Origin of the sequence: Brevibacillus sp. FSL L8-0520, from assembly GCF_037963895.1 — a bacterium.
Taxonomy (GTDB): Bacteria; Bacillota; Bacilli; order Brevibacillales; family Brevibacillaceae; genus Brevibacillus; species Brevibacillus borstelensis.
The window spans coordinates 1,663,631-1,683,685 of sequence record NZ_CP150171.1 but is presented as its reverse complement, the minus strand read 5'-3'; the positions used below and the strand labels follow the sequence as shown (position 1 = coordinate 1,683,685).

General features: G+C 52.6%; 20 protein-coding genes. 4 read left to right on the top strand and 16 right to left on the bottom strand.

The window, feature by feature from the left end; genetic code table 11:
• The first annotated feature begins 171 nt into the window (after window positions 1-171).
• On the top strand, window positions 172-999 hold the full coding sequence (locus NSQ24_RS08470; RefSeq protein WP_031932314.1) for a M55 family metallopeptidase: 828 nt from the start codon (window positions 172-174) through the stop codon (window positions 997-999).
• Window positions 1,000-1,095: 96 nt separating this feature from the next.
• Here the strand turns inward: NSQ24_RS08470 and NSQ24_RS08465 are convergent, their stop codons facing one another.
• From NSQ24_RS08465 to NSQ24_RS08450, 4 genes are all read right to left on the bottom strand, one after another.
• On the bottom strand, window positions 1,096-2,394 hold the full coding sequence (locus NSQ24_RS08465; protein WP_122958122.1) for a nucleotide sugar dehydrogenase: 1,299 nt from the start codon (window positions 2,392-2,394) through the stop codon (window positions 1,096-1,098).
• 210 nt (window positions 2,395-2,604) lie between these two features.
• Entirely contained in the window at window positions 2,605-2,910 is a 306-nt protein-coding gene (locus NSQ24_RS08460; protein WP_122958121.1) for a 2Fe-2S iron-sulfur cluster-binding protein, read from the bottom strand.
• Between the two features lie 15 nt (window positions 2,911-2,925).
• Entirely contained in the window at window positions 2,926-3,336 is a 411-nt protein-coding gene (locus NSQ24_RS08455) for a DUF350 domain-containing protein (protein ID WP_003387782.1), read from the bottom strand.
• Between the two features lie 65 nt (window positions 3,337-3,401).
• The gene (locus NSQ24_RS08450; RefSeq protein ID WP_003387783.1) at window positions 3,402-5,759 is read right to left on the bottom strand and encodes an endonuclease MutS2; all 2,358 of its coding nucleotides are present in this window, start codon (window positions 5,757-5,759) and stop codon (window positions 3,402-3,404) included.
• Window positions 5,760-5,916: 157 nt separating this feature from the next.
• On the opposite strand from NSQ24_RS08450, the gene NSQ24_RS08445 reads away from it, so the two are divergent.
• Complete coding sequence (locus tag NSQ24_RS08445; protein ID WP_003387784.1) at window positions 5,917-6,291, top strand: phage holin family protein; 375 nt, start codon at window positions 5,917-5,919, stop codon at window positions 6,289-6,291.
• A 48-nt stretch (window positions 6,292-6,339) separates the two neighbouring features.
• On the opposite strand, the gene larB is transcribed toward NSQ24_RS08445, so the two are convergent.
• The 5 genes from larB to pheS all read right to left on the bottom strand — a co-directional run bounded on the left by larB (window position 6,340) and on the right by pheS (window position 11,868).
• Window positions 6,340-7,089, bottom strand: a complete 750-nt coding sequence (gene larB, locus NSQ24_RS08440; RefSeq protein ID WP_003387785.1) for a nickel pincer cofactor biosynthesis protein LarB — start codon at window positions 7,087-7,089, stop codon at window positions 6,340-6,342.
• Window positions 7,082-7,945 carry an ATP-dependent sacrificial sulfur transferase LarE gene (gene larE, locus NSQ24_RS08435; RefSeq protein ID WP_024984392.1) on the bottom strand — a complete coding sequence of 288 codons (864 nt, stop codon included), beginning with the start codon at window positions 7,943-7,945 and terminating at the stop codon, window positions 7,082-7,084. Before larE ends, larB begins: the two co-directional genes overlap by 8 nt.
• Before the next feature lie 82 nt (window positions 7,946-8,027).
• Window positions 8,028-8,297 carry a cell division protein ZapA gene (gene zapA / locus NSQ24_RS08430; protein ID WP_003387787.1) on the bottom strand — a complete coding sequence of 90 codons (270 nt, stop codon included), beginning with the start codon at window positions 8,295-8,297 and terminating at the stop codon, window positions 8,028-8,030.
• Window positions 8,298-8,389: 92 nt separating this feature from the next.
• A complete protein-coding gene (gene pheT / locus NSQ24_RS08425; RefSeq protein ID WP_243013980.1) occupies window positions 8,390-10,813 on the bottom strand; it encodes a phenylalanine--tRNA ligase subunit beta in 2,424 nt (807 codons plus the stop codon).
• Between the two features lie 20 nt (window positions 10,814-10,833).
• Window positions 10,834-11,868 carry a phenylalanine--tRNA ligase subunit alpha gene (pheS, locus tag NSQ24_RS08420; RefSeq protein ID WP_003387789.1) on the bottom strand — a complete coding sequence of 345 codons (1,035 nt, stop codon included), beginning with the start codon at window positions 11,866-11,868 and terminating at the stop codon, window positions 10,834-10,836.
• 449 nt (window positions 11,869-12,317) lie between these two features.
• On the opposite strand from pheS, the gene NSQ24_RS08415 reads away from it, so the two are divergent.
• Window positions 12,318-13,043: a DUF2225 domain-containing protein gene (locus NSQ24_RS08415; RefSeq protein ID WP_024984394.1), complete on the top strand. Its 726-nt coding sequence runs from the start codon at window positions 12,318-12,320 to the stop codon at window positions 13,041-13,043.
• Here the strand turns inward: NSQ24_RS08415 and rlmB are convergent.
• A complete protein-coding gene (rlmB, locus tag NSQ24_RS08410) occupies window positions 13,036-13,860 on the bottom strand; it encodes a 23S rRNA (guanosine(2251)-2'-O)-methyltransferase RlmB (RefSeq protein ID WP_003387792.1) in 825 nt (274 codons plus the stop codon). The genes NSQ24_RS08415 and rlmB overlap by 8 nt on opposite strands.
• Entirely contained in the window at window positions 13,861-14,514 is a 654-nt protein-coding gene (locus NSQ24_RS08405) for a TrkA family potassium uptake protein (protein WP_003387794.1), read from the bottom strand. It lies immediately after the preceding gene.
• A gap of 200 nt (window positions 14,515-14,714) precedes the next feature.
• Between NSQ24_RS08405 and sspI the strand changes: the two genes are divergently transcribed.
• On the top strand, window positions 14,715-14,951 hold the full coding sequence (gene sspI, locus NSQ24_RS08400; RefSeq protein ID WP_003387795.1) for a small acid-soluble spore protein SspI: 237 nt from the start codon (window positions 14,715-14,717) through the stop codon (window positions 14,949-14,951).
• Window positions 14,952-14,993: 42 nt separating this feature from the next.
• Here sspI and NSQ24_RS08395 read toward each other — a convergent pair whose 3' ends face one another.
• From NSQ24_RS08395 to NSQ24_RS08375, 5 genes are all read right to left on the bottom strand, one after another.
• Window positions 14,994-16,154 (bottom strand): Ger(x)C family spore germination protein, encoded by a 1,161-nt coding sequence (locus tag NSQ24_RS08395; RefSeq protein ID WP_003387796.1) that lies wholly within the window; start codon window positions 16,152-16,154, stop codon window positions 14,994-14,996.
• Complete coding sequence (locus NSQ24_RS08390) at window positions 16,147-17,310, bottom strand: endospore germination permease (protein WP_172920939.1); 1,164 nt, start codon at window positions 17,308-17,310, stop codon at window positions 16,147-16,149. The genes NSQ24_RS08395 and NSQ24_RS08390 overlap by 8 nt, the downstream gene beginning before the upstream one ends.
• The gene (locus NSQ24_RS08385) at window positions 17,307-18,839 is read right to left on the bottom strand and encodes a spore germination protein (protein WP_243013977.1); all 1,533 of its coding nucleotides are present in this window, start codon (window positions 18,837-18,839) and stop codon (window positions 17,307-17,309) included. Before NSQ24_RS08385 ends, NSQ24_RS08390 begins: the two co-directional genes overlap by 4 nt.
• Window positions 18,840-18,956: 117 nt before the next feature.
• Complete coding sequence (locus NSQ24_RS08380; RefSeq protein WP_024984397.1) at window positions 18,957-19,343, bottom strand: DUF1294 domain-containing protein; 387 nt, start codon at window positions 19,341-19,343, stop codon at window positions 18,957-18,959.
• A gap of 2 nt (window positions 19,344-19,345) precedes the next feature.
• Complete coding sequence (locus NSQ24_RS08375; RefSeq protein WP_003387800.1) at window positions 19,346-19,963, bottom strand: DedA family protein; 618 nt, start codon at window positions 19,961-19,963, stop codon at window positions 19,346-19,348.
• Between the last annotated feature and the right edge of the window lie 92 nt (window positions 19,964-20,055).

Sequence of the window (20,055 nt, the reverse complement as noted above, 5' to 3'; positions counted from 1 at the left end):
TTCTGCATTCCCTTGCTGTTTTTTGTGTCGAGCATTCCCTTCTTGCTTTTACCATTCGCTTTTGCTCCAACTGTTTGCAACGTTTTTCCATTTTTCTGTTGCCTGTATGGAAACAATCTGTTTTGATAAGAAAGAATGATTCAGAATTGCTAGAAAGGACGGCGAATGGCTATGAAACTGTTTCTTTCCGTAGACATGGAAGGAATCTCCGGTATTGTCGACACATCTTATATCAATCCAGACTCAGGCATGAACTATGCACGAGGCCGTCAATTCATGACCGAAGACGCCAATGCAGTGATCGAAGCAGCGCTGGAGTGGGGAGCTACAGAGATCGTTGTAGCCGACAGCCACAATACGATGAATAACATCCTCTGGGAGTCGCTGCATCCCGAAGCGAAGCTTTTGGCCGGCTCACCACGCGATTACTCCATGATGCAGGGCCTGGACCAGAGCTTTGACGCCGCTTTTTTCATCGGCTACCACACACGTCAGGGCGTCCCGGGCGTACTCAGCCACACGATGTCCGGGGTTGTTCGCAACATGTACATCAACGGACAGGTCGTAGGAGAGTTTGGCTTCAACGCCGTCTATGCCGGTATGTATGGCGTTCCGGTCTGTCTTGTTTCCGGCGATGACTTGATTGCAAAGGAAGCCAAACAGCTCATCCCGGAAATCAGTACGGCTATCGTAAAAACAGCAGTTTCCCGCACCTCTGCTCTCTGCCTCTCCCGTGACGAGGCCACAGCGGAATTAAAACGCCAGACCAAGCGGGCTCTTTCCCGAGTAGCACAAGTAAAGCCCGTGGAATTCGCTCAACCGCTTGAGCTCTCGATTGAATTTTCGCATACCGGACAAGCCGAAATGGCGGCGATTGTGCCAGGCGCACGCTACGATGCGGAAAAAGGGATCGTTTCCTACACGCCGCAAGATCAGCACGACCTTTACAAAACGATGCGGGCTATGATCAATCTCGCATCTGGCGCAGAATTTTTCTAACCAGTTTGGCTTATCAAGTACCTTCGATATGAAAAAGGCTCCTGCCGGCTGGAAACCGGCGGAGCCTTTTTCATGCAAACCCGAACCTTTCTTCGGTTAGATTCGGACTACAGTCACCTGCTCGTCAAGCGAGCGCGGGATGCGGTTTTTGGTATCAAACAAAACAGGAGACGAACTCATCAGACTGATCACTTTGTCCCAATCCAGCTCGGCAAATTCCTTCTGGATAGCCGTCAGCATGATGGCGTCTGCTCCGCGAACAGCTTCTTCGACCCTCTCTTTCTTGTGGTCGTAGCGGTTTGGTACGGCCGGGTCGTAGGAGCGAACGTCGACTCCTTTGGCCTTCAATGCAGCAATCAGATCATGGACCGGACTTACCCGGTCATCGTTGGAAAAGTCCTTCATCGCCAGTCCAAACACAGTCACACGGCTTCCTGCCAATGTTTTGCCGGCATTCTGCAGCGCTTTATCCAGCATGTCCACCAAAACGCCAGGCACACTGTCGTTTGTCGTGCGGGCCAACTGCAAGAGCGGGAGCGGAACACCCAGCTCTCTCGCTTTCGGCTGCAGGTAGTACAGGGCGTTTGGAAGGCAGAAGCCGCCCACTCCAGGTCCCGGTGTCAGCAGGTTCACGCGCTTGTGCGTGTTCGCGATGCGAATCAGCTCAAACGTGTCGATCCCGAAAGACTCGGCAAAACGGGCAAATTCCTGAACCATCGCGATGTTCACGTCACGCTGAATATTTTCAATGACTTTCGCCGTTTCAATCACACGAATATCAGAAATAGTGATTTCCGTTTCACTGATCACGGAAAGCAGCTGTTTCCCCTTCTCTGCACTCTCCGGGTTGATCCCGCCGAGGACCAGAGGCATATGAATGAACTCCTCGAAAGCTCGTCCTTCGGCAATGCGTTCGGAGCAGTATGTCAGGTAAAAATCCGTTCCGGCTTGAAGTCCGCTTGCTTCTTCCAGGATCGGTTTGATCACTTCTTCTGTCGTCCCCGGAACGACCGTGCTTCGGATCATCACCGAATCGCCCTTCTTCAACACTTTCCCGAGCGTTTCCGCACAGTTTTTGAGCGGTCCCAGGTCAGGATCACCATTGAAGACCGGCAGTCCAACCGTCACGATATAATTCGTAACCTCGGCTGCAGCTTCTTCATAGGAAGTGGTCGCACGAAAGCGGCCAGCGGCGATTTGCTCCCGCAGAATCTCCGCCAAAGTTTTGCCTTGGTAGGATTCCAGGTGATGGGAATGCCCTTTGTTAATCTCATCTACTACATGCGGTACGACGTCCACACCGACGACATGTGCCCCTTTCAGGGCGTAAGTGAGCGCAAGCGGCAGTCCGACAAACCCTAATCCGACAACAGCAACGCGTACTGGCTGAGTCATTGAGTATCTCCTCTTTCATATTCTCTGGTTATAGGTTGAGTGCATTGCCTACGACAGATAATAAACCCCTGCCGCAATAAACACTACACATAATGCGATGAGGACCTTGTACAGCGTTTCCAAGGCCATGCCTCCTCTTCCCTAACTCGTTACATTCTGCCAAAGTCTAATTATACTCTCCATCGGCAAATGGTTCAACGGGAAACGTCCCTAGCCATTCGTGGGCAAATAGACGGTCAGCGGGCCTGTGACATACACTTGACAGCTCAGCCTCAGTCCGGCTGCAAAGTCCGCTCCCAAACGATACCGCTCTGTAGGAGAGGGTTCGCTTGCTGAACCAGGGGGAATTTCCATTCGCAATCGGCAAGTGGCGCACTTTCCCGTAGTACAAGCAAAATCTACCGGAAAACGCTCCCGCACCATGGCCAACAGCAAATTTCCCCCAGTCCTCACTGACAGATGGCTGCGCTCTTCTCCCTGAACGACGGTAACTGTCACACACCCTGACTGATCCATTCTTCTCGCCTCCCGTTATCTCGTCAAACTGGCACCGATAACAAAGGAAAAACCGACAGAAAGCACCATCGCAATAAAACCGATCGCCCGGTTGTCATTGCCGATCTCTTCATCTACATTGAAGCTTGGAGTCATAAATTCAAAAATAAAATAGCTGCCCAGCAAGAGAAAAAAACCGAAAGTTCCCCAAATCAGCGCTTGCCCGATGGAGTCATGGTGCTGGATCGAATAGCTGAAAATATTGGCAATCCCGAACATCTTTCCTCCAGTAGCCATGGCGACAGCGAGGTTCCCCCGTTTTAATTCCTGCCACACCTGATACCGGGTCACAAGCTCAAACAAGGAAAGAAAAACGATCATCGCAAGCCCGGTAACGGTATAGTAGGCAAACGTCCCCAAATACTGATTGTGTAACAACTGTTCCATCCAGAACCTCCCTGCACAAAAGAAAATCAGGACAGGCTAGAGCCGACGTTCAACCCGTCATCCGGTTATCTCAGCTCGACGATCGTTGCTCCGACGCCGCCCTCCCCCTGACCGCCTAAGCGAAACGATTTCACATTGCGGTGCTGGCGCAAATACTCGTGCACCCCTTTTCGCAGCATCCCTGTGCCGTGTCCATGGATAATCGATACAGAGTGGAAGCCGGCCAAGAGCGCTTCGTCCAGAAACTGGTCGATTTCCCGAATCCCGTCCTCGACATTGTATCCACGCAGGTCGAGGTCCAGCTTGGCAGTGCCTTTGCTTCGCTTTACAGCGGTGTACTCCACGGCTTGCTGAGGGGCTTTGATGGAATTGAGGACGTTCATGTCGTCCCGCTTGACCTTCATTTTCATAATGCCGATCTGGACGAGGAACTCGTCTCCCCCGACCTTTTCCAACACAGTTCCCTTTTGCCCAAAGCTTGTTACCATGACTTCGTCGCCGACTTTGACCTGCGTGGCCCGTACCGCTTTTGCCGGTTTTTTCACCTTTTCCTTCTCAAGCTCCATGACGGCGCTGCCCAGCCGTTTTTTCGCCTCGATCAAACGGTGCTCTTTAATTTCGACGCCTTCCTTCATCATGCTCCGCAGCTCGCGGATAACGGCTTCGGCTTCCTCTTTTGCCAGTTGAACGGCGATGCGTGCTTCTTCCTCCGCTTCCTCCAGCCGTTTGTTCTTCTCTTCGGCGAAGCGAGCCCGCTCTTCTTCAAGCTGCTGGCGCAGACGTTCGGCTTCGCGCCGCAGCTCTTCGGCAGTCTCCCTTTCCGCTTCAGCCGTTTTGCGGTTTCGCTCCAGGGAGGCGATCATGCTCTCGACCTGATTGTCCTCTTCGCTGATCGAGCCTTTGGCAATTTCGATGATTTCCTCTGGCAAGCCGAGCCGCTTGGCAATCGCAAACGCGTTCGACCGTCCCGGGACACCGATGAGAAGTCTGTAGGTCGGCCTGAGCGTCTCCACATCAAACTCAACGCTCGCATTGATCACGCCCGGTCTGTCATAGGCGTACGCCTTCAGCTCGCTGTAGTGCGTAGTGGCGATCAGCCGGGCTCCGCGTTGGATGACGTGATCGATAATCGACATCGCCAAAGCTGCACCCTCGGTCGGGTCCGTTCCTGCACCCAGCTCGTCAAATAACACAAGACTCCGCTCATCCATCGAAGCGAGAATGTGAATAATATTCTTCATGTGACTGGAGAAAGTCGAGAGGCTCTGCTCGATTGACTGTTCGTCTCCTATGTCGGCGAAAACAGACGAGAATACGGTAACCTCGCTCTCTTCCTCCGCAGGAATATGCAATCCTGCCATCGCCATGATCGACAAAAGTCCGACTGTCTTTAGCGATACCGTTTTCCCGCCTGTATTGGGACCAGTCACTACAATTGCGCTGTAAGCTCCGCCCAGCTCCACATCAACCGGTACGACGGCATTATGGGGAATCAACGGATGGCGGGCCTTTTTCAGGCGCAGGTACCCACGGTCATTGAGTTTCGGGCATACAGCCTTCATCGCTCCAGCGAGCTGAGCCTTGGCAAACATAAAGTCGAGCTCGGCCAATGCATCAATATTTTCCTTCAGTTCCTCTACGGACTGCGCAACAAGCTCTGTCAGCGTATAGAGGATGCGCTCTACCTCCCGCTCCTCGCGAAGACGAAGCTCGCGAAGCTTGTTGTTCATCGTCACGACTGCTTCCGGCTCGATGAACAAGGTAGCGCCCGATGCCGATTGATCGTGCACAATCCCGCCAAATACATGGCGATATTCCTGTTTGACCGGAATGACAAAACGGTCGCCGCGAATTGTCACGATATTTTCCATCAGCATCTTTTGGTAGGAGCTTGATCTCGTCATCTGGTCCAGCTTTTCTCTGACGCGTGCTTCCAATTGGCGGATTTCCTGCCGAACCTGGCGAAGCTCCGGACTCGCACTGTCAACCACCGCACCGTCGTCATCGATACAGCGCCTGATTTCCGTCTCCATCTCGCGCAGCCCTTCAATCCGTTCTGCCTGGAACTGCAGCATCGGGAGCGGCTCATTTTCACAAAGGTCGAGCAGGAAATGGCGCAAACGGCGTCCAGCGCCGATCGTTCCTGCTATGTCCAACAATTCCATGGGAGCGAGCATGGCATTCAAACGCGCCCGCTGAATCGGTGCGCGAATGTCGCGGATGCCTCCGAGCGGAACACTTCCCTTCAGCCGAAGCGCCGTCACTGCCTCGCTAGTCGCCTGCTGCGCGGACCGGACTTCTTCGATCCGCAAGAACGGCAGCAGCGCTTCCGCTTTTTCTCTCCCGTATATGGACGTCGCCTTTTCCATTAAAAGCGCGACGATCTTTTCGTATTCCAAGGTTTTTAAAACCCGTTGTTCCACAAGTGGTGCCTCCTTTATCGCTTGGAAAAAACCAATCATTCGTATTATATCACGGAGCTTGCGGCAAGAATAATTTAACGCGATTTCCACGGCATAGTTCCCTTTAAAATCAGCCAAAATGAGAAGGAATCAACATCTGCAAAGGAGGATCACACGTATGACGATTTTACGCCACGTTATCCGTTTTGTGGTTGCTGCTGTCGTACTGATGTTCGTCGGGTTTCTCGTACCCGGTTTTTCGGTTAACAACTTCTGGACCGCTCTCATTGCGGCAGTAGTTATCGCACTGCTGGGATGGGTAGTTGAGGCATTCTTTGGTGATCGCATCTCTCCATACAATCGCGGGATTGTTGGTTTCCTTGTAAGCGCAGTCGTGATTTACCTGACCCAATTTGTCGTTACCGGCTTCTATGTGACCATCCTCGGGGCTCTGCTCGCTTCCCTCGTGATCGGAATCATCGACCTGTTTATTCCGATCAAGACACATATGGATTTGCGCAATGGCGACGCCGGAAACAGACAAGAAACCTGAGTTCGTATAGTGCAAGAGCCAACCATCGGGTTGGCTCTGCTTTCGGTTTTATGAAGACGCCGTTTGTCTGTGGATCATTCCTGCCAGGTAGCCGGCTCCAAAGCCATTGTCAATATTGACGACAGCTACGCCGTTTGCACAGGAATTCAGCATGGACAGCAGGGCTGCCATACCTCCAAAATTCGCTCCGTAGCCGACGCTGGTGGGAACGGCAATGACCGGTTTGTCTACGAGTCCCGCCAGAACGCTTGCCAATGCTCCCTCCATGCCTGCGATGCAGACAATCACAGCCGCAGCGCGAATCTCATCCAGCCGCTGAAACAAACGGTGAATCCCCGCTACACCGACGTCTGCGATGACTCTGGCTTCACTGCCGAAGCAGCGCACCGTCCAAGCCGCTTCCTGCGCAACTGGCCAATCGGAGGTACCGGCAGCCACGATCGCTACATAGCCTTCGCGGACGGGCTTCAGCGGACTTTTTGTACTGATCAGCAGCCTGCCCTCTCTTTCGTACCGAACGTCCGGCCAATGCTTTTGCACCGCTTCCGCCTGCTCATCACTGACGCGTGTAGCCAGAACCAATTCCTGGTGCTCTCTCAATCGGGCAAATATTCCAACGAGTTGCTCTGCGCTTTTGCCTGCCGCGTATACGACCTCGGGAAAACCGGTTCGTTTCTTTCGATCAAGATCAAGGGTCGCATAATCCAGACGGCTGCTTCCTTGAACAAGCTCTAGCGCATGTTCGACATCAATCGTGCCTGCTTTCAGCTCTTGAAGAATTTTTCTCAAGTCATCCATGGGTCTGTTTCACTTCCGCTTGCAGTACGGCATTCATGCTGCCAGTCTTGTATCCGAACAAATCGAGGGTTACGTACTGAAACCCGATCGCCCGCAGCTCGCGGTCAATGCTTTCCCGATGCTCCAGCAAGCGCGGAAAATCGTCCGGACTGATCTCGATTCGTGCAATGGTCTCGTGGTGGCGCACCCTGACCTGATGAAAACCGAGGCTCATCAAGAAGCCCTCCGCCCGATCGATTTGATCGATTTTTTCCAGTGTAATCTGCGAACCGTACGGAACACGTGAAGACAGGCAAGCAAAAGACGGCTTGTTCCAAGTGGACAGCCCCATTTGCTTTGACAACTGCCGAAGCTCTTCCTTGTAAAGTCCGGCTTCCTGCAGCGGACTGCGCACGCCCCGTTGAACGGCTGCTACTCTCCCCGGGCGGTAATCGCCCAAGTCGTCCATGTTGGCGCCGTCACAAATAACGGCATTCCATTCATTTTTTTCAGCCAATTCCCCTAAATGCTCATACAATCCGTCCTTGCAGTAAAAGCAGCGGTTGACCGGATTTGCCACAAAATTGGGGTTTTCCATTTCGCGGATTTCAGTCGTGACAAATCTGGCTTTGAGCTGCTTTGCCAGCTGCTTGGCGGCCTCAAATTCGCGTGTCGGGAACGTTTCCGATGCTGCTGTGACGGCAATCGCGGACTCCCCCAATTCTTCAACGGCGCGGGCCAGCAAAAAGGTGCTGTCCACTCCGCCCGAAAAAGCGATCAGGACACTGCCCATCTCGCGAAGAATCTCTCCCAGCTTTTCGTTCTTTTGTTCCAGAGTCAGCTGACTTGCAGCCTCCACCAACGCTTCTTTGCTCATCAGTCGCGCTCCTCTCCGTTCGTGATTGTCAAGCTTGCGACAATAGGGAAAAGAGAGGCAAAAAGCCCCTCTTTCCAAACATCTATGATGGATCGTTCGCATCCTCCTGAAGCATCTTCAACAGCGCTTCGTACTCAGTACGCAACCGGAAGTATTCGTCTGCGATGTTTACTGCGGTAAGTACGGCAATTTTGGCCGTGTCCAGGCGATGGTTGCCTTTTCCGATTTCATTCATTTTATCGTCTACGAATCCGGCTACCATGCGCATATGGTTCACACTTGCCTTTCCACTGAGCCGATACTGCTGACCATATATATCTACTGTCAACCGATTCTTACCATCACCTTGCACGAAGGCTTCCTCCTCCAAAACAGCTCTGAGACTTCCGTACCATTGTATCTCAGATTAGGTTACTGAAAATGTCAGGTTTCGTCAAGTTCTCCTTACATCCGCAGCTCAGCACCCGTCTCTGTCCGCAACGCTTCGACGACGGCTTGCGTCACCTGCTGGACCTCTTCGTCCTGCAGTGTCCGGTCAGAGTGACGGAATACGAGGGAGAAGGCCATGCTCTTTTTGTCGGTTGCGATACGTTCACCTGTATACACATCAAACAGCGTCAGCGATTCCAGCAAATCCCCGGCTGCTTTGCGGATGACGGACTCCAGCGCATGCGCGGGCAGATCGCGGTTGACAACCAGCGCCAGATCCCTCGTAATAGCAGGGTATTTCGGAAGCTGGTTGTAATGGCCCACAGGTGCAGCCGCCTTCGTCAGCTCTTCCACATCAAACTGGAAGACGTACGTTTCAGCCAGATCATGCGCTTTTTCCGTAGCAGGATGGACCTGCCCGAAGTATCCGAGACGGCGGTCAGCTACCCATGCCTCTGCCGTGCGGCCCGGATGCATCCCGGCCAGATTCGCTTGGGCGCGGTATTCCACGCCGGTGATACCAAGACTTGCGAACAGCGATTCCACCAAACCTTTCAGCAGGTAAAAATCAACCGCTTGCGTCTGTCCCATCCAGTTCGTCGGCAGCCATTGGCCAGTGAGTGCACCGGCCAGGTAAAGGGGCTCTTCCGGAAGCTGTGTCAGCTTTTCCTCCGTGCTCAGGAACACGCGTCCCAGCTCAAAAATGGAGACATTGTGATTCTGTCTGTTCTTGTTGTAGGAGACGGTCTGCAACAGGCTTGGAATCAGGCTGATGCGAAGCACACTGTGCTCTTCGCTCATCGGCATCGCAAGCGGGATCGGCTTGGCAGCGATCTCATGCAGTCCGGCGACCTCTTCTGCCTTTTCCGGGTGGAGAAGCGCATATGAAATCGCTTCGTTCAAGCCTGCTCCGATCAAATGACGGCGGATCGTCCGGCGAATTTTTTGCTCATATGTCAACTGACCCTGTGTGGTCATCCCTTCTGGAAGGGTGGTCGGAATGTTGTCATACCCGTAAAGGCGGGCTACTTCCTCCACCAGATCCTCCGGCAGCATGATATCCCCCCGTCTCGTCGGAACGGTAACGGCCCATTCTTCGCCGTTTTGTTCATAAGGGAACTGGAGGCGGTCAAAGATTGGCGTAACATCCGCTGCGGACAGAGCGGTTCCCAGATGCTGATTGATTTTGCTCAAGGTGACCGATACGGCGGCCGCCTTCGGCTCGCGGACCGTCGCTGTAGCCTGGCCCTTGGAAACCGTAGCGCCGGAAAGCTGCTGGATGAGGTACGCTGCACGTTCTCCAGCCTCCTGCACGCGCGCTTGGTCGACGCCCTTTTCCCAGCGGACACAGCCCTCTGTCCGCATTCCCAGCTTGCGAGATGTACGGCGGACTGTCTGCGGCGTGAACCAGGCAGCCTCCAGGATAATTTCCTTGGTTTCCGGTGTAATTTCAGAGTTGGCTCCACCCATGACACCTGCGATAGCCAGTCCTTTTTCGCGATCGGCAATCAACAGCGTTTGACTATCCAGCTCGCGCTCCTGATCGTCCAGCGTTACCAGTTTTTCACCCTCTTCCGCGAGACGGACCACGATGGAGCGGTCTTTTACCATCGCCGCGTCAAATGCGTGCAACGGCTGTCCGTACTCCAGCATAACGTAGTTGGTGACGTCCACGACGTTGTTGATCGGACGGATACCTGCTGCCATCAAACGGTTTTTCATCCATTGCGGAGAGCTTTTGATCACGGCATTCGTAAAATGGCGTCCTACGTAACGATAGCACTCGTCCTCTGCTTCAATCTCCACTGTAACCGGATTGTCTTCGCCATTTTCGACGACTGCAATCTCCGGAAGAATCACTTCGCGGCCGAGAATGGCGGCCACCTCATAGGCGACACCGAGCATGCTCAGACAGTCGGAGCGGTTTGGCGTCAAGCCCAGCTCCAGCACGTAATCGTCCATGCCCAAATAGGAAACGGCGTCCATGCCTACTTCTGCGTCCTCAGGCAGGACCATGATGCCTTCCTGCTGGTCTTTGGCAAGCAGCTTGTCATTGAGGCCCAATTCTTTCGCCGAGCAAATCATTCCCTGCGATTCTACGCCGCGCAGCTTGGAGCGCTTGATATGCAGGTCTCCAGGCAGCTTGGCTCCAATCAGAGCGACGGGAACCTTTTGTCCCTGAGCGACGTTGGGAGCTCCGCACACGATCTGCAGATCCTCTCCCTGCCCTGCATCCACGATGCATACATTCAACCGGTCAGCATCCGGATGCTTGCTCTTTTCCTTTACATAGCCGACTACAACTTGGGAAACTCCCGCATTGCACGGTTCGACCGCATCCACTTCGATTCCGCTGCGGGTCAATTTCTCCGCCAGCTCGTAAGGTGTGATGTCATGCAGATCGACGTATTCCGATAACCACTGATAAGATACCTTCATGACTCTTTCGACTCTCCTTTCTAGGACCGGTTAAATTGTTTCAAGAAACGTACGTCATTTGTATAGAAATGGCGAATGTCTTCGACGCCGTATTTCAGCATGGCGATCCGCTCAACACCCATCCCAAAGGCGAATCCGCTGACTTCCTGCGGATCATAGCCGGCCATCTCCAGAACACGCGGGTGCACCATGCCGGAGCCGAGAATTTCGATCCAGCCGGTTTGTTTGCAAACGCGGCAGCCTTCTCCACCGCACTTGAAGCATTGCAGGTCGACTTCCGCGCTCGGCTCGGTAAACGGGAAGAAGCTGGGACGCAGACGGACCTGCTGATTCGGTCCGAACATCTGACGGGCAAACGTGAGCAGCGTTCCTTTCAAATCGCTCATCCGGATTCCCTTGTCGACTACGAGCCCTTCAATTTGCGTGAATTGATGGGAGTGGGTCGCATCATCGTCATCGCGGCGGTACACTTTACCCGGGCAAATAATCTTGACGGGTGTTTTCCCCTCTTTTTTCAGCATCGTGCGAGCCTGTACAGGCGATGTATGAGTCCGCATCAAAATCTCTTCCGTCACGTAAAACGAGTCCTGCATGTCGCGAGCCGGGTGGTCCTTGGGCAGATTGAGCATCTCGAAGTTGAAGTGATCCAGCTCTACCTCCGGCCCCTCGGCAATGTCAAAGCCAAGGCCGATGAAAATGTCCTCGATCTCCTCGATGATGCGGGAGAGCGGATGCATTGTACCTGCCGGGATCGGGCGTCCCGGCAGAGTAACGTCCACCGACTGGGAGGCGAGCTTGGCTGCGAGCTGCGCCTCTTCCAGCGCTGCCTGTTTGCCGGCGAAGGCTTCCTCCAATGCACTGCGAACCTCATTGACCAATTGGCCTACGACAGGACGCTCTTCCGGGCTCAGGCTTCCCATTCCTCTCAGGAGCTCTGTCAGCTCCCCCTTTTTGCCAAGATACTTTACACGCAGCTCTTGTAGCTGCGCCCCATCCGCGACCTGGCTGATCTGGGCCAGGGCAGACTGTTTCATTTCCTGTAACCGCGTTTGCACGTCATATCGCTCCTTTACTGATTTTGGTAAAAAAAGAAAGACCCGCCCCAAAAAGGGACGAGTCATTACTCGCGGTACCACCCTTGTTAAACAGAGCCATACGGCTGCGGAGACACGATCCTGGTCCTCCAGCCCTCCATACGGCTTTGCTTCACTCGTTCATGATAACGGGTTGCCCCGGTTACCCCCTACTTTGTTCCTAAAATACTGTTCAGGGGCCAGCTCGAGAGTGAATTCGGCAGCTATAGTGTGGGATGCTTTCAGTCAACGGCATCTCCTCCCTGAAAAACTATAGGTCCTGCGTACTAGTCTCTGTCATCGCTTTGCGTTATAATGCAGTTGTAGGAAAATTATAGCGCAACCTAAGCTAACTTTCAATTATACAAATGTTGCATGATGATTCGGCCCGGCTCCTACGAAATACCCTCTTTGGGAAGGGGACTTCAGACATGATCGACCAGGTTTCCGCTCTCTATGACAAGAAAATAGCTTGCCTGCATTGCCAATCCACCTTTACATCAAAACGAGTCCGCAGCGGCTCTCTTTCCATGTTGAAGCGCGACAGTGATTTTTGTACATACTTCAAGGAGCAATCGCTGAACCCGATCCTCTATACGGTCAATGTCTGCCCGTCCTGCGGTCTTGCCTTTAGCGACCAATTCAAGCAGCACCTGACTCCCTCGCAAAAAAAATTGGTGGGCGAGCTGATTTCCGCAAAATGGACGCCCAAGGAATTTGGGGGGATCCGCAGTCTGGAAGCAGCATTGGCCGCTTACAAACTGGCGATTTACGCAGCCGAGCTGACCGATCAGGTGCATTCCGTCAAAGCTGGCCTTTATTTGCGTCTGGCCTGGCTCTGCCGTTTCCAGGAAAACCAAGCGGAAGAAAAACGTTTCCTCCACATCGCCGCAAATGAATACGAGCAATCTTTCATCCATTCTGATTATACACAAGGCGAAAAAGAGATGTCGGAAGTTCGCGTCCTGTACCTGATCGGCGAATTAAAGCGACGCGTTGAGCAGTATGACGAAGCGATCCAGTATTTCTCGCGTACGCTGGAATACAGAAATCGCACGATTGAAACGGGCATACTCAGCATGGCCCAAGACCAATGGGCACAGGCTCGGGAAGATTACAAAGCAAAAAAGCAAAAGCAAGCGGCGAAGATCAGTTGACGGCCTGACCGATTCTCTTCCGTTGGGCCTCGTACACCAGTATGCCGGCTGCAACAGCCGCATTGAGCGATTCAGCCCGTCCGTACAAAGGAATGTGTACATAGCCGTCAGCAAGACGAGCCACCTGCTCGGAAACTCCCCGCCCTTCATTCCCGATCACGATTACCGCTTTTCCGCGATAATCAGCCTCGTCATAGGCGAGGCTGTTTTCTTTTAGCGAGGAGACGAGTACGTTGGCCCCCTGCTGTTGTAAAGTCTGAATTGCCTCGGGCAGGGAACGCAGAAAAACGGGCAGGCGGAACAGGGCTCCCATCGTAGCACGAACGACTTTTCCGTTGTACAGATCGACGCTACCCTCGCCCAGAACGACGCCATCCACCCCTGCGGCTTCGGCTGTGCGCAGAATCGTCCCGAGATTTCCCGGGTCCTGGATTTCATCGAGAACAAGCAGCAGGTAATCCCGCTCCGATGCTCTTTCTATCCATTCTGCCCAGTTTTCCGAATCTATTTTCACCTCAGCGACAATTCCCTGCGGAGATTTTGTCTCTGTCAACTTGCCAAGAACCGCAGAAGACACAGCGATCACCTGTACGTCTGTCCCCCGCTCGTCTAACGCCCGCAGGCATGCCGGATCAATCCCTCGACTCTCATCGTAGAGAACGGTAACCACCTGTGCCCCGCTGTTCAGCGCCTCCTCTACGAGATGGGCGCCTTCCACCAGAAAACGGTTCTGCTCCTCGCGCCCTTTCCGGTTCAAGAGCTGGTGCAATCGCTTGACCAGTGGATTTTGTACGGACGAAATCACTTCATGACGCATTTAGTCTTGCTCCTCAAATGTTTTTAGATGCTTGTTGTTTCCGATCACGACGAGGACGTCGCCAAACTGGATCACCTCGTCCGGACTCGGGGCGATATTGAACTTGTCACCGCTTTTAATTGCGATGACGTTTACCTCATAGCGTGCCCGGATGTCCAGCTGGCGCAAGGTTTTCCCCACCATTTTCGAGGACACTACGACCTCCGCCACGCTGTAATCCTCAGCCAGCTCGATGAAATCAAGAACATTGGCCGAGATCAGATTGTGTGCGACTCGCACCCCCATATCACGCTCCGGGAAGACGACCCGATCCGCGCCTACCTTGTAGAGCACCTGTCCGTGCCTTTCATTTTGCGCTTTGGCGACGATCTTTTTGACGCCCATTTCCTTTAGAATCAGCACGGTCAAGATGCTGGCCTGAATATCGGCTCCGATCGAGACGACGACGACATCAAAATTGCGGATGCCAATCTCGCGAAGCGCTCTCTCGTCTGTAGAATCGGCTGCAACCGCATGGGTCACGTACTGAATATTTTCATTGATTCGCTCTTCATCCTCGTCGATCCCCATCACTTCGTATTCCATTTCATACAAGGTGCGGGCTACACTGGATCCAAACCTGCCCATGCCAATGATAGCGAACTGCTTGGACATTCCTTCCACTCCTTCTTCATTCCTGCCTGCTGTTGGGTTAAAAAGCCCATCTCATCATTCGCAGAAGACATCCTCGGATAGTTGAATACCAAGCATTATAACACAAGGATTTACCCTGCTACAAAAGCAGGTATGAGCTTACCTGGAAAGACGAATACTAGGGGGGCAACCCATATCGAAAAAGGGGGTGTCCGTCCGTCATGAACATCGCTTCTCTGAACCTTCGTCAGGCGATTATGTACAAAATGCAGGGCTCTGACGCAAATGCCGTCGAAGATACCATCAGTGACGCCATTTCCACCGGTCAGGAAAAAACGCTTCCGGGATTGGGCGTGTTGTTCGAAGTGCTGTGGCAAAACAGCGATGCCTCGAGCCGTCAGGAAATGGTGCAAACGATTGCCGAGCATCTGCCGAAACAGGCTGACCGTCCGATTTAATCGAGAAGAGAGGGAGGGACTTCGTGGTCTCTCCCTTTTCACTTAGTGCATTTCCATGCCAAGTCGCCGCAGCTTTATCGTATATTTCACCTCAATCGGGAATTGCTTGAAGTCTTTGAACCAGTCATGCTTTCTCCAGTAATCCGCATAATGATGGCCGCGCATGGCGAGACCGAGTTTGAGGATGTCGCTGTTGTACTGCTTCTGCAGGATATCAAGCATTTTCCTGGCCCGTTTTTCCATTTCTTTTTTGATGAGTTTCTGCAGCATCACGATCACCTCTTCCGGCGACCCTTCAACGTTTTTGGTCATTTCGATAATGTCCCCCTGTATCTCGCATAAGTACGCAACGCCATGTCCGCTATGGTTATCCTGTCCCGTCGCATGCGATCCTTTCATTTCCAATTTCGTTCTGACGAAGTGAGGACGAAAGGAGATATACCCTCCTCCCTTACCCGGGAGCGGTACGATGACATCTCCTCCCCTTTTCTCATCTCTCAGCTGCAAAAGTGCCCACGTATGGATATCATTGAGCGAGCCGACCATTTTTTGATCCCGAAAAACAGCTACCCCTTTCCATTTGACGTCATCCTTATAGGCCTGCACATAGTTTAGCATCGGCTGCAAGGTCTCATTGGACGTCTGAATCAAGTATTCGCCCATCGTTTGGTCAGGGATCGTGCCCATTTTCGTTCCATTTTCGATGAGATCCATTAAAAACACGACGGGAATCTGGATCAAGCCGGGTTTCATCTCCAGCAAATCGGCTGCTCTCCCTTGAACGACGACAGGCCACATCAGACGTCGTATTTGAGGGTCCCGCCGAAAGCTGTCAATGATGTCATCCATTCCTCTTCTGGCCACGTCTTCACTGATAGCGAGCACACGCGTATGCCCGAGGAAAATCCGCTGATTCAGACGCTGCTGAAGATTGTTGACGGCATCAGTTACGGTTTTCCCGGTAACACTCATAATTTTTACCGCGTCCTTGTTTCCTCCCCCTCCCTGCCCGCTGCTGCCGGCAATTTTGATCGGAATCGGAATTTGTACAGTCAATTTATATAAGTTCTGCCTGCCCTCGACCAAGTCGATGCCAAGCGCGATAACGGATGTTCTCTCCTCCAGTTCGCGCCGATCCCAGCAGCCTGTCAAAAGCGTCATAAAGAGTAATAAACAGCATAGGGAAGCCCAGGCTTTACCCATGCGCATCACTTCCCTTTTCCCTTTTTCTTCCCCGGTCGCGATAGAGCATGATCAGCCAGTGGATCAAAGGTGAGACGACGCTGATCCAGACGATTGTATATCCGATTAAAGAGGTCATCTTAAAGAGCTCCACGATGTTCTGCGGTCCAATCGCAACGAAAAAAAGGGGAAAGATCAAAACAATAGATGCAATCCGCTGGAAAAGCATTCCCTTCTTCAGAAGCTGGCGCAAGCCGTAGATTACTGCATAGTATCCATTAGCTACGGTTGTAAAAACAGCCGCTACCCAGACAGCGAGAAAAGCCGATTCCAGCCGTTCCAATATCAATCCGGGCACTTGCGTCGACTTGACGAGCTCCAAGGTCGGCCAGGTTACCCTTTGCAATTCCTCATGGCCAAAAACGACGATCCCCGCGAGGACGATCAATGTGTATACAAAAACAGAGATCCCGATACCGTAGAACCCTGCTTTGACTTTTCCCGTATTTTCGTGTGCAAAAGCGAAAAAGATCAGCATGATCTCGTAACCTTGAAATGAAAAATTGGTCTCAAACGCCCCCGTGATAATGGTCTCCCAAGGCACCCTGATCAGTGGGAGTATGTTGTTCCATTCCGCTTTTTGAAAGGACGCAAGCGCAATAAACAGAATCGGGAACAAAATGAGCGGAAACAGGATTTCATTGACCCGGGCAAGGGTATCGATCTCGTGCAAGCAGAGAATCACAGCCAACACGAACATCGAGACAATAATGACCTCCAGTGGCGTATCCATCAATACAGCTGTAACGACCACCTCACCAAAAATACGGGATGTTATGGCCGTGGTTACGAAGAGAGCAATGAGAAACATCATAATCCATGGCAGGCTGAGCCAAAACCCCAAACGGGATTGTTCGTGTCCCCCCCACACAATCCGACTGTACTGGATAAATGTCAGTCCAGGGAAACGTCTGCTTAAAACCGCGATCAACCAAATCGCAAAAAACGTCAGAACCGACCCCAAAATTGGAGCCATCCAGCCCGCTTCAAACATCTTTTCAGTGGTTGTTCTCGGCAATGTCAGAACACCTACGCCAATCAGCGTGCTGGTAATGAGCGAAGTCATCTGCCACAGGGAAAACGTATTGTGCTGCGGATCTTTCCCAAGCTGGCTCATGACTTCTCTCCCCCCTTGCGGATCTCGTCCTGAGGATGGAACATGGTGGGGCGCCTTGTCAGCCACCTGAATGGCATGCGAATGACCATGTCCCTCATCGCGACCAAATTAATCGGGCTGATCGGTGTCAAGTAAGGCACGCCAAACGACTTCAGGGACGAAAGATGGATCAGGATAATGATGATAAACAGCATAATCCCGTACAAGCCAAACATCCCCGCCAATAGCATCAACGGGAATCGCAGCATCCGAATGGCGATAGCGGCACTATAGCTGGGGGTTGCAAAGGAACCGATCGTGGTCAGCGCGACGAAGATGACCATGATCGGACTGACGAGGCCGGCCGAAACGGCGGCTTCACCGACGACAAGCGCTCCAACGATTCCGATGGTAGGTCCAATGGGGCCAGGCAGACGTACGCTTGCTTCCCGCAAAATCTCAATCGCCGTCTCCATAATTACTGCCTCCATCACAGACGGAAAAGGCACAGTTGAGCGTCCGGCAGCCATGGCTATAACAAGCCGGGAAGGGATCATTTCCGGATGAAACGAGCTGAACGCGATGTAAAGAGACGGCATAAGCAGCGCGATAATCATGCTGACTCCCCGAATCATCCTGATAAAGGTTGCGATATAAAAGCGTTCATAGTAATCTTCCGGGCTCTGATAGAACTGCGAGAAGACAGCCGGTGCGATTAGGGCAAACGGAGTGCCATCAACCAGAATCGCCACCTTTCCTTCCAGCAGGTTGGCGACCACCTTGTCCGGCCTTTCCGTGTTCTGTATCTGCGGGAAAGGAGACCAGCGGGTGTCCTGGATCAACTGCTCGATATAGCCGCTCTCTAATATGGCGTCGATGTTGATGTTTTCAACCCTTCGGCAAATTTCCTGAACGATGGGCTGATGAGCGATCCCCTCGATATAAGTAACGTAAATATCCGTCTGTGTCCGTTGGCCTACTACAAAATGCTTGAGCCGCAGGTTGGGGTCTTTTAGCCGCGACCGGATTAGCGCTGAATTAACGCAAAGCGTCTCTGCAAAGCCGTCGCGCGGCCCACGTACGACAGACTCCGTTTTGGGCTCTTCCACCCCACGTCGATCCCATCCCCTGGTGTTGTTTAAAAACACCTTGTTCTGTCCATCCAGAACAAGCACGGCATTTCCAAATAGGATGTTGCGAATCGCCTGCCGCAGTCGGTCTGTAGATTCCAGCTCATTGACAGCCGGTTTTTCGTAGGTGACACTCGTGGAAGCCATAAACCGTATGATATACTCACTGACCACACCTCGGTCCACCATGCCATCTATGAATAGCAGAGCGGCCTCTGTGCCGTTTTTCACAGTAAACCTCCGTACCACCAAGTCATCGCTTTTGCCGAGCTGTTTCTCCAGCAGGGCGAGGTTTTCTTCCAGACTGGAGGAGAGGATCGTATCAGGGACGCTTTCCATGCTTTTGTTGGCATGTTGGGTAAGGGCAGCATTCCGCAAACTTGCTTTTCGCTTTTCCCACGCTTTCCAAAACTGGCTCAACGCTCTCCCCCCTGTACCGTCAGATGTGGTTAGTGTGCCCAAAAATGGATAGAACACTCTCCTTTTCATTCTGATGGAACAGGTAAAACGTCCGTTGAACAACAAAAAAAACCGCCTTTACGACAAGGCGGACCATTTCAGGATATAGCGAATCGCTAGAAAAAGCAGATACATCTGAATGATGAAAAAAACCGGAACAGGGATCGTAAAAGAGAGGTGCTTGGTCTTGTGGCGGAAAAAGAGCATACCCGCCCAGGTCCCTGCTGCCCCTCCCAATGCAGCGACGAGCAGGAGCCCGGATTCGGGTATGCGAAGCCTTCCCTGCTTGGCGCAGCGCTTGTCGTTTGCCGTCACCATGAAGGCGTACACATTGACAAGAATGATGCCCGCAAGCAGCCAGAGCAGCTGCTGGCTCCACCAGCCGTACCCGATCATGAGCCAGGTACACGCCAGCAGAGCATTGCGAACCCTTTTATACGTTTCCAAATGATGCTGGTTGTTCATCTTTATTCTCCTTTTGCCCGAAAAGCGCGATTGGCAACAATGAACCGGCGAATGAGAAGACCTGCAGCAAACAGAACCGCCAGCACCAGAAGGCCATATAAACCGTAGGAGCGGATTAATGTGATGATCCCTTCTACATTGCGTCCAAAAATGTATCCAATCGCATAAAACGCAGCCGTCCATAATAAGCCGATCGGGTACGACAAAATCGCATAGCGTCGGAAGGTCATTCCGCTCATTGCGACGATATACGGAACCACGTGCCGAACCACAGGAAACAAATAGCTGAAGCAAAGAGCCAGCGTGCCGTACTTCTCCAGCAAAGCAGTAGAGCGCTGGACCGTATGCCTCATCTTTTCCGTTTTGGACAACCACTTCAGGATCGGTTTGCCAAAGAATTTTCCGAGCAGAAATCCGATCGTCAATCCCGAAGCTACTCCGATATAGCCTGCCAAAAAGGCGTAGACCGGGTCCAGCAGTTTAATTGAAGCCAGAAATCCCCCCGTGGCCACCACCAATTCGTCTGGAATGGGCAATCCGACGATCCCCAGCCAGAGCAAAAAGAAGATGGCAATATAGCCGTATTGCTCGATTATCGACATCAACAGGTTGATTTCCATGGCGCAAAAAATCCCCTATCCTCGCCGCTTGGCTCTGTTTCGTTTAGGCCGTCGGCGCTATTTCCAATTTCATATCCCTTTTACCTATACGG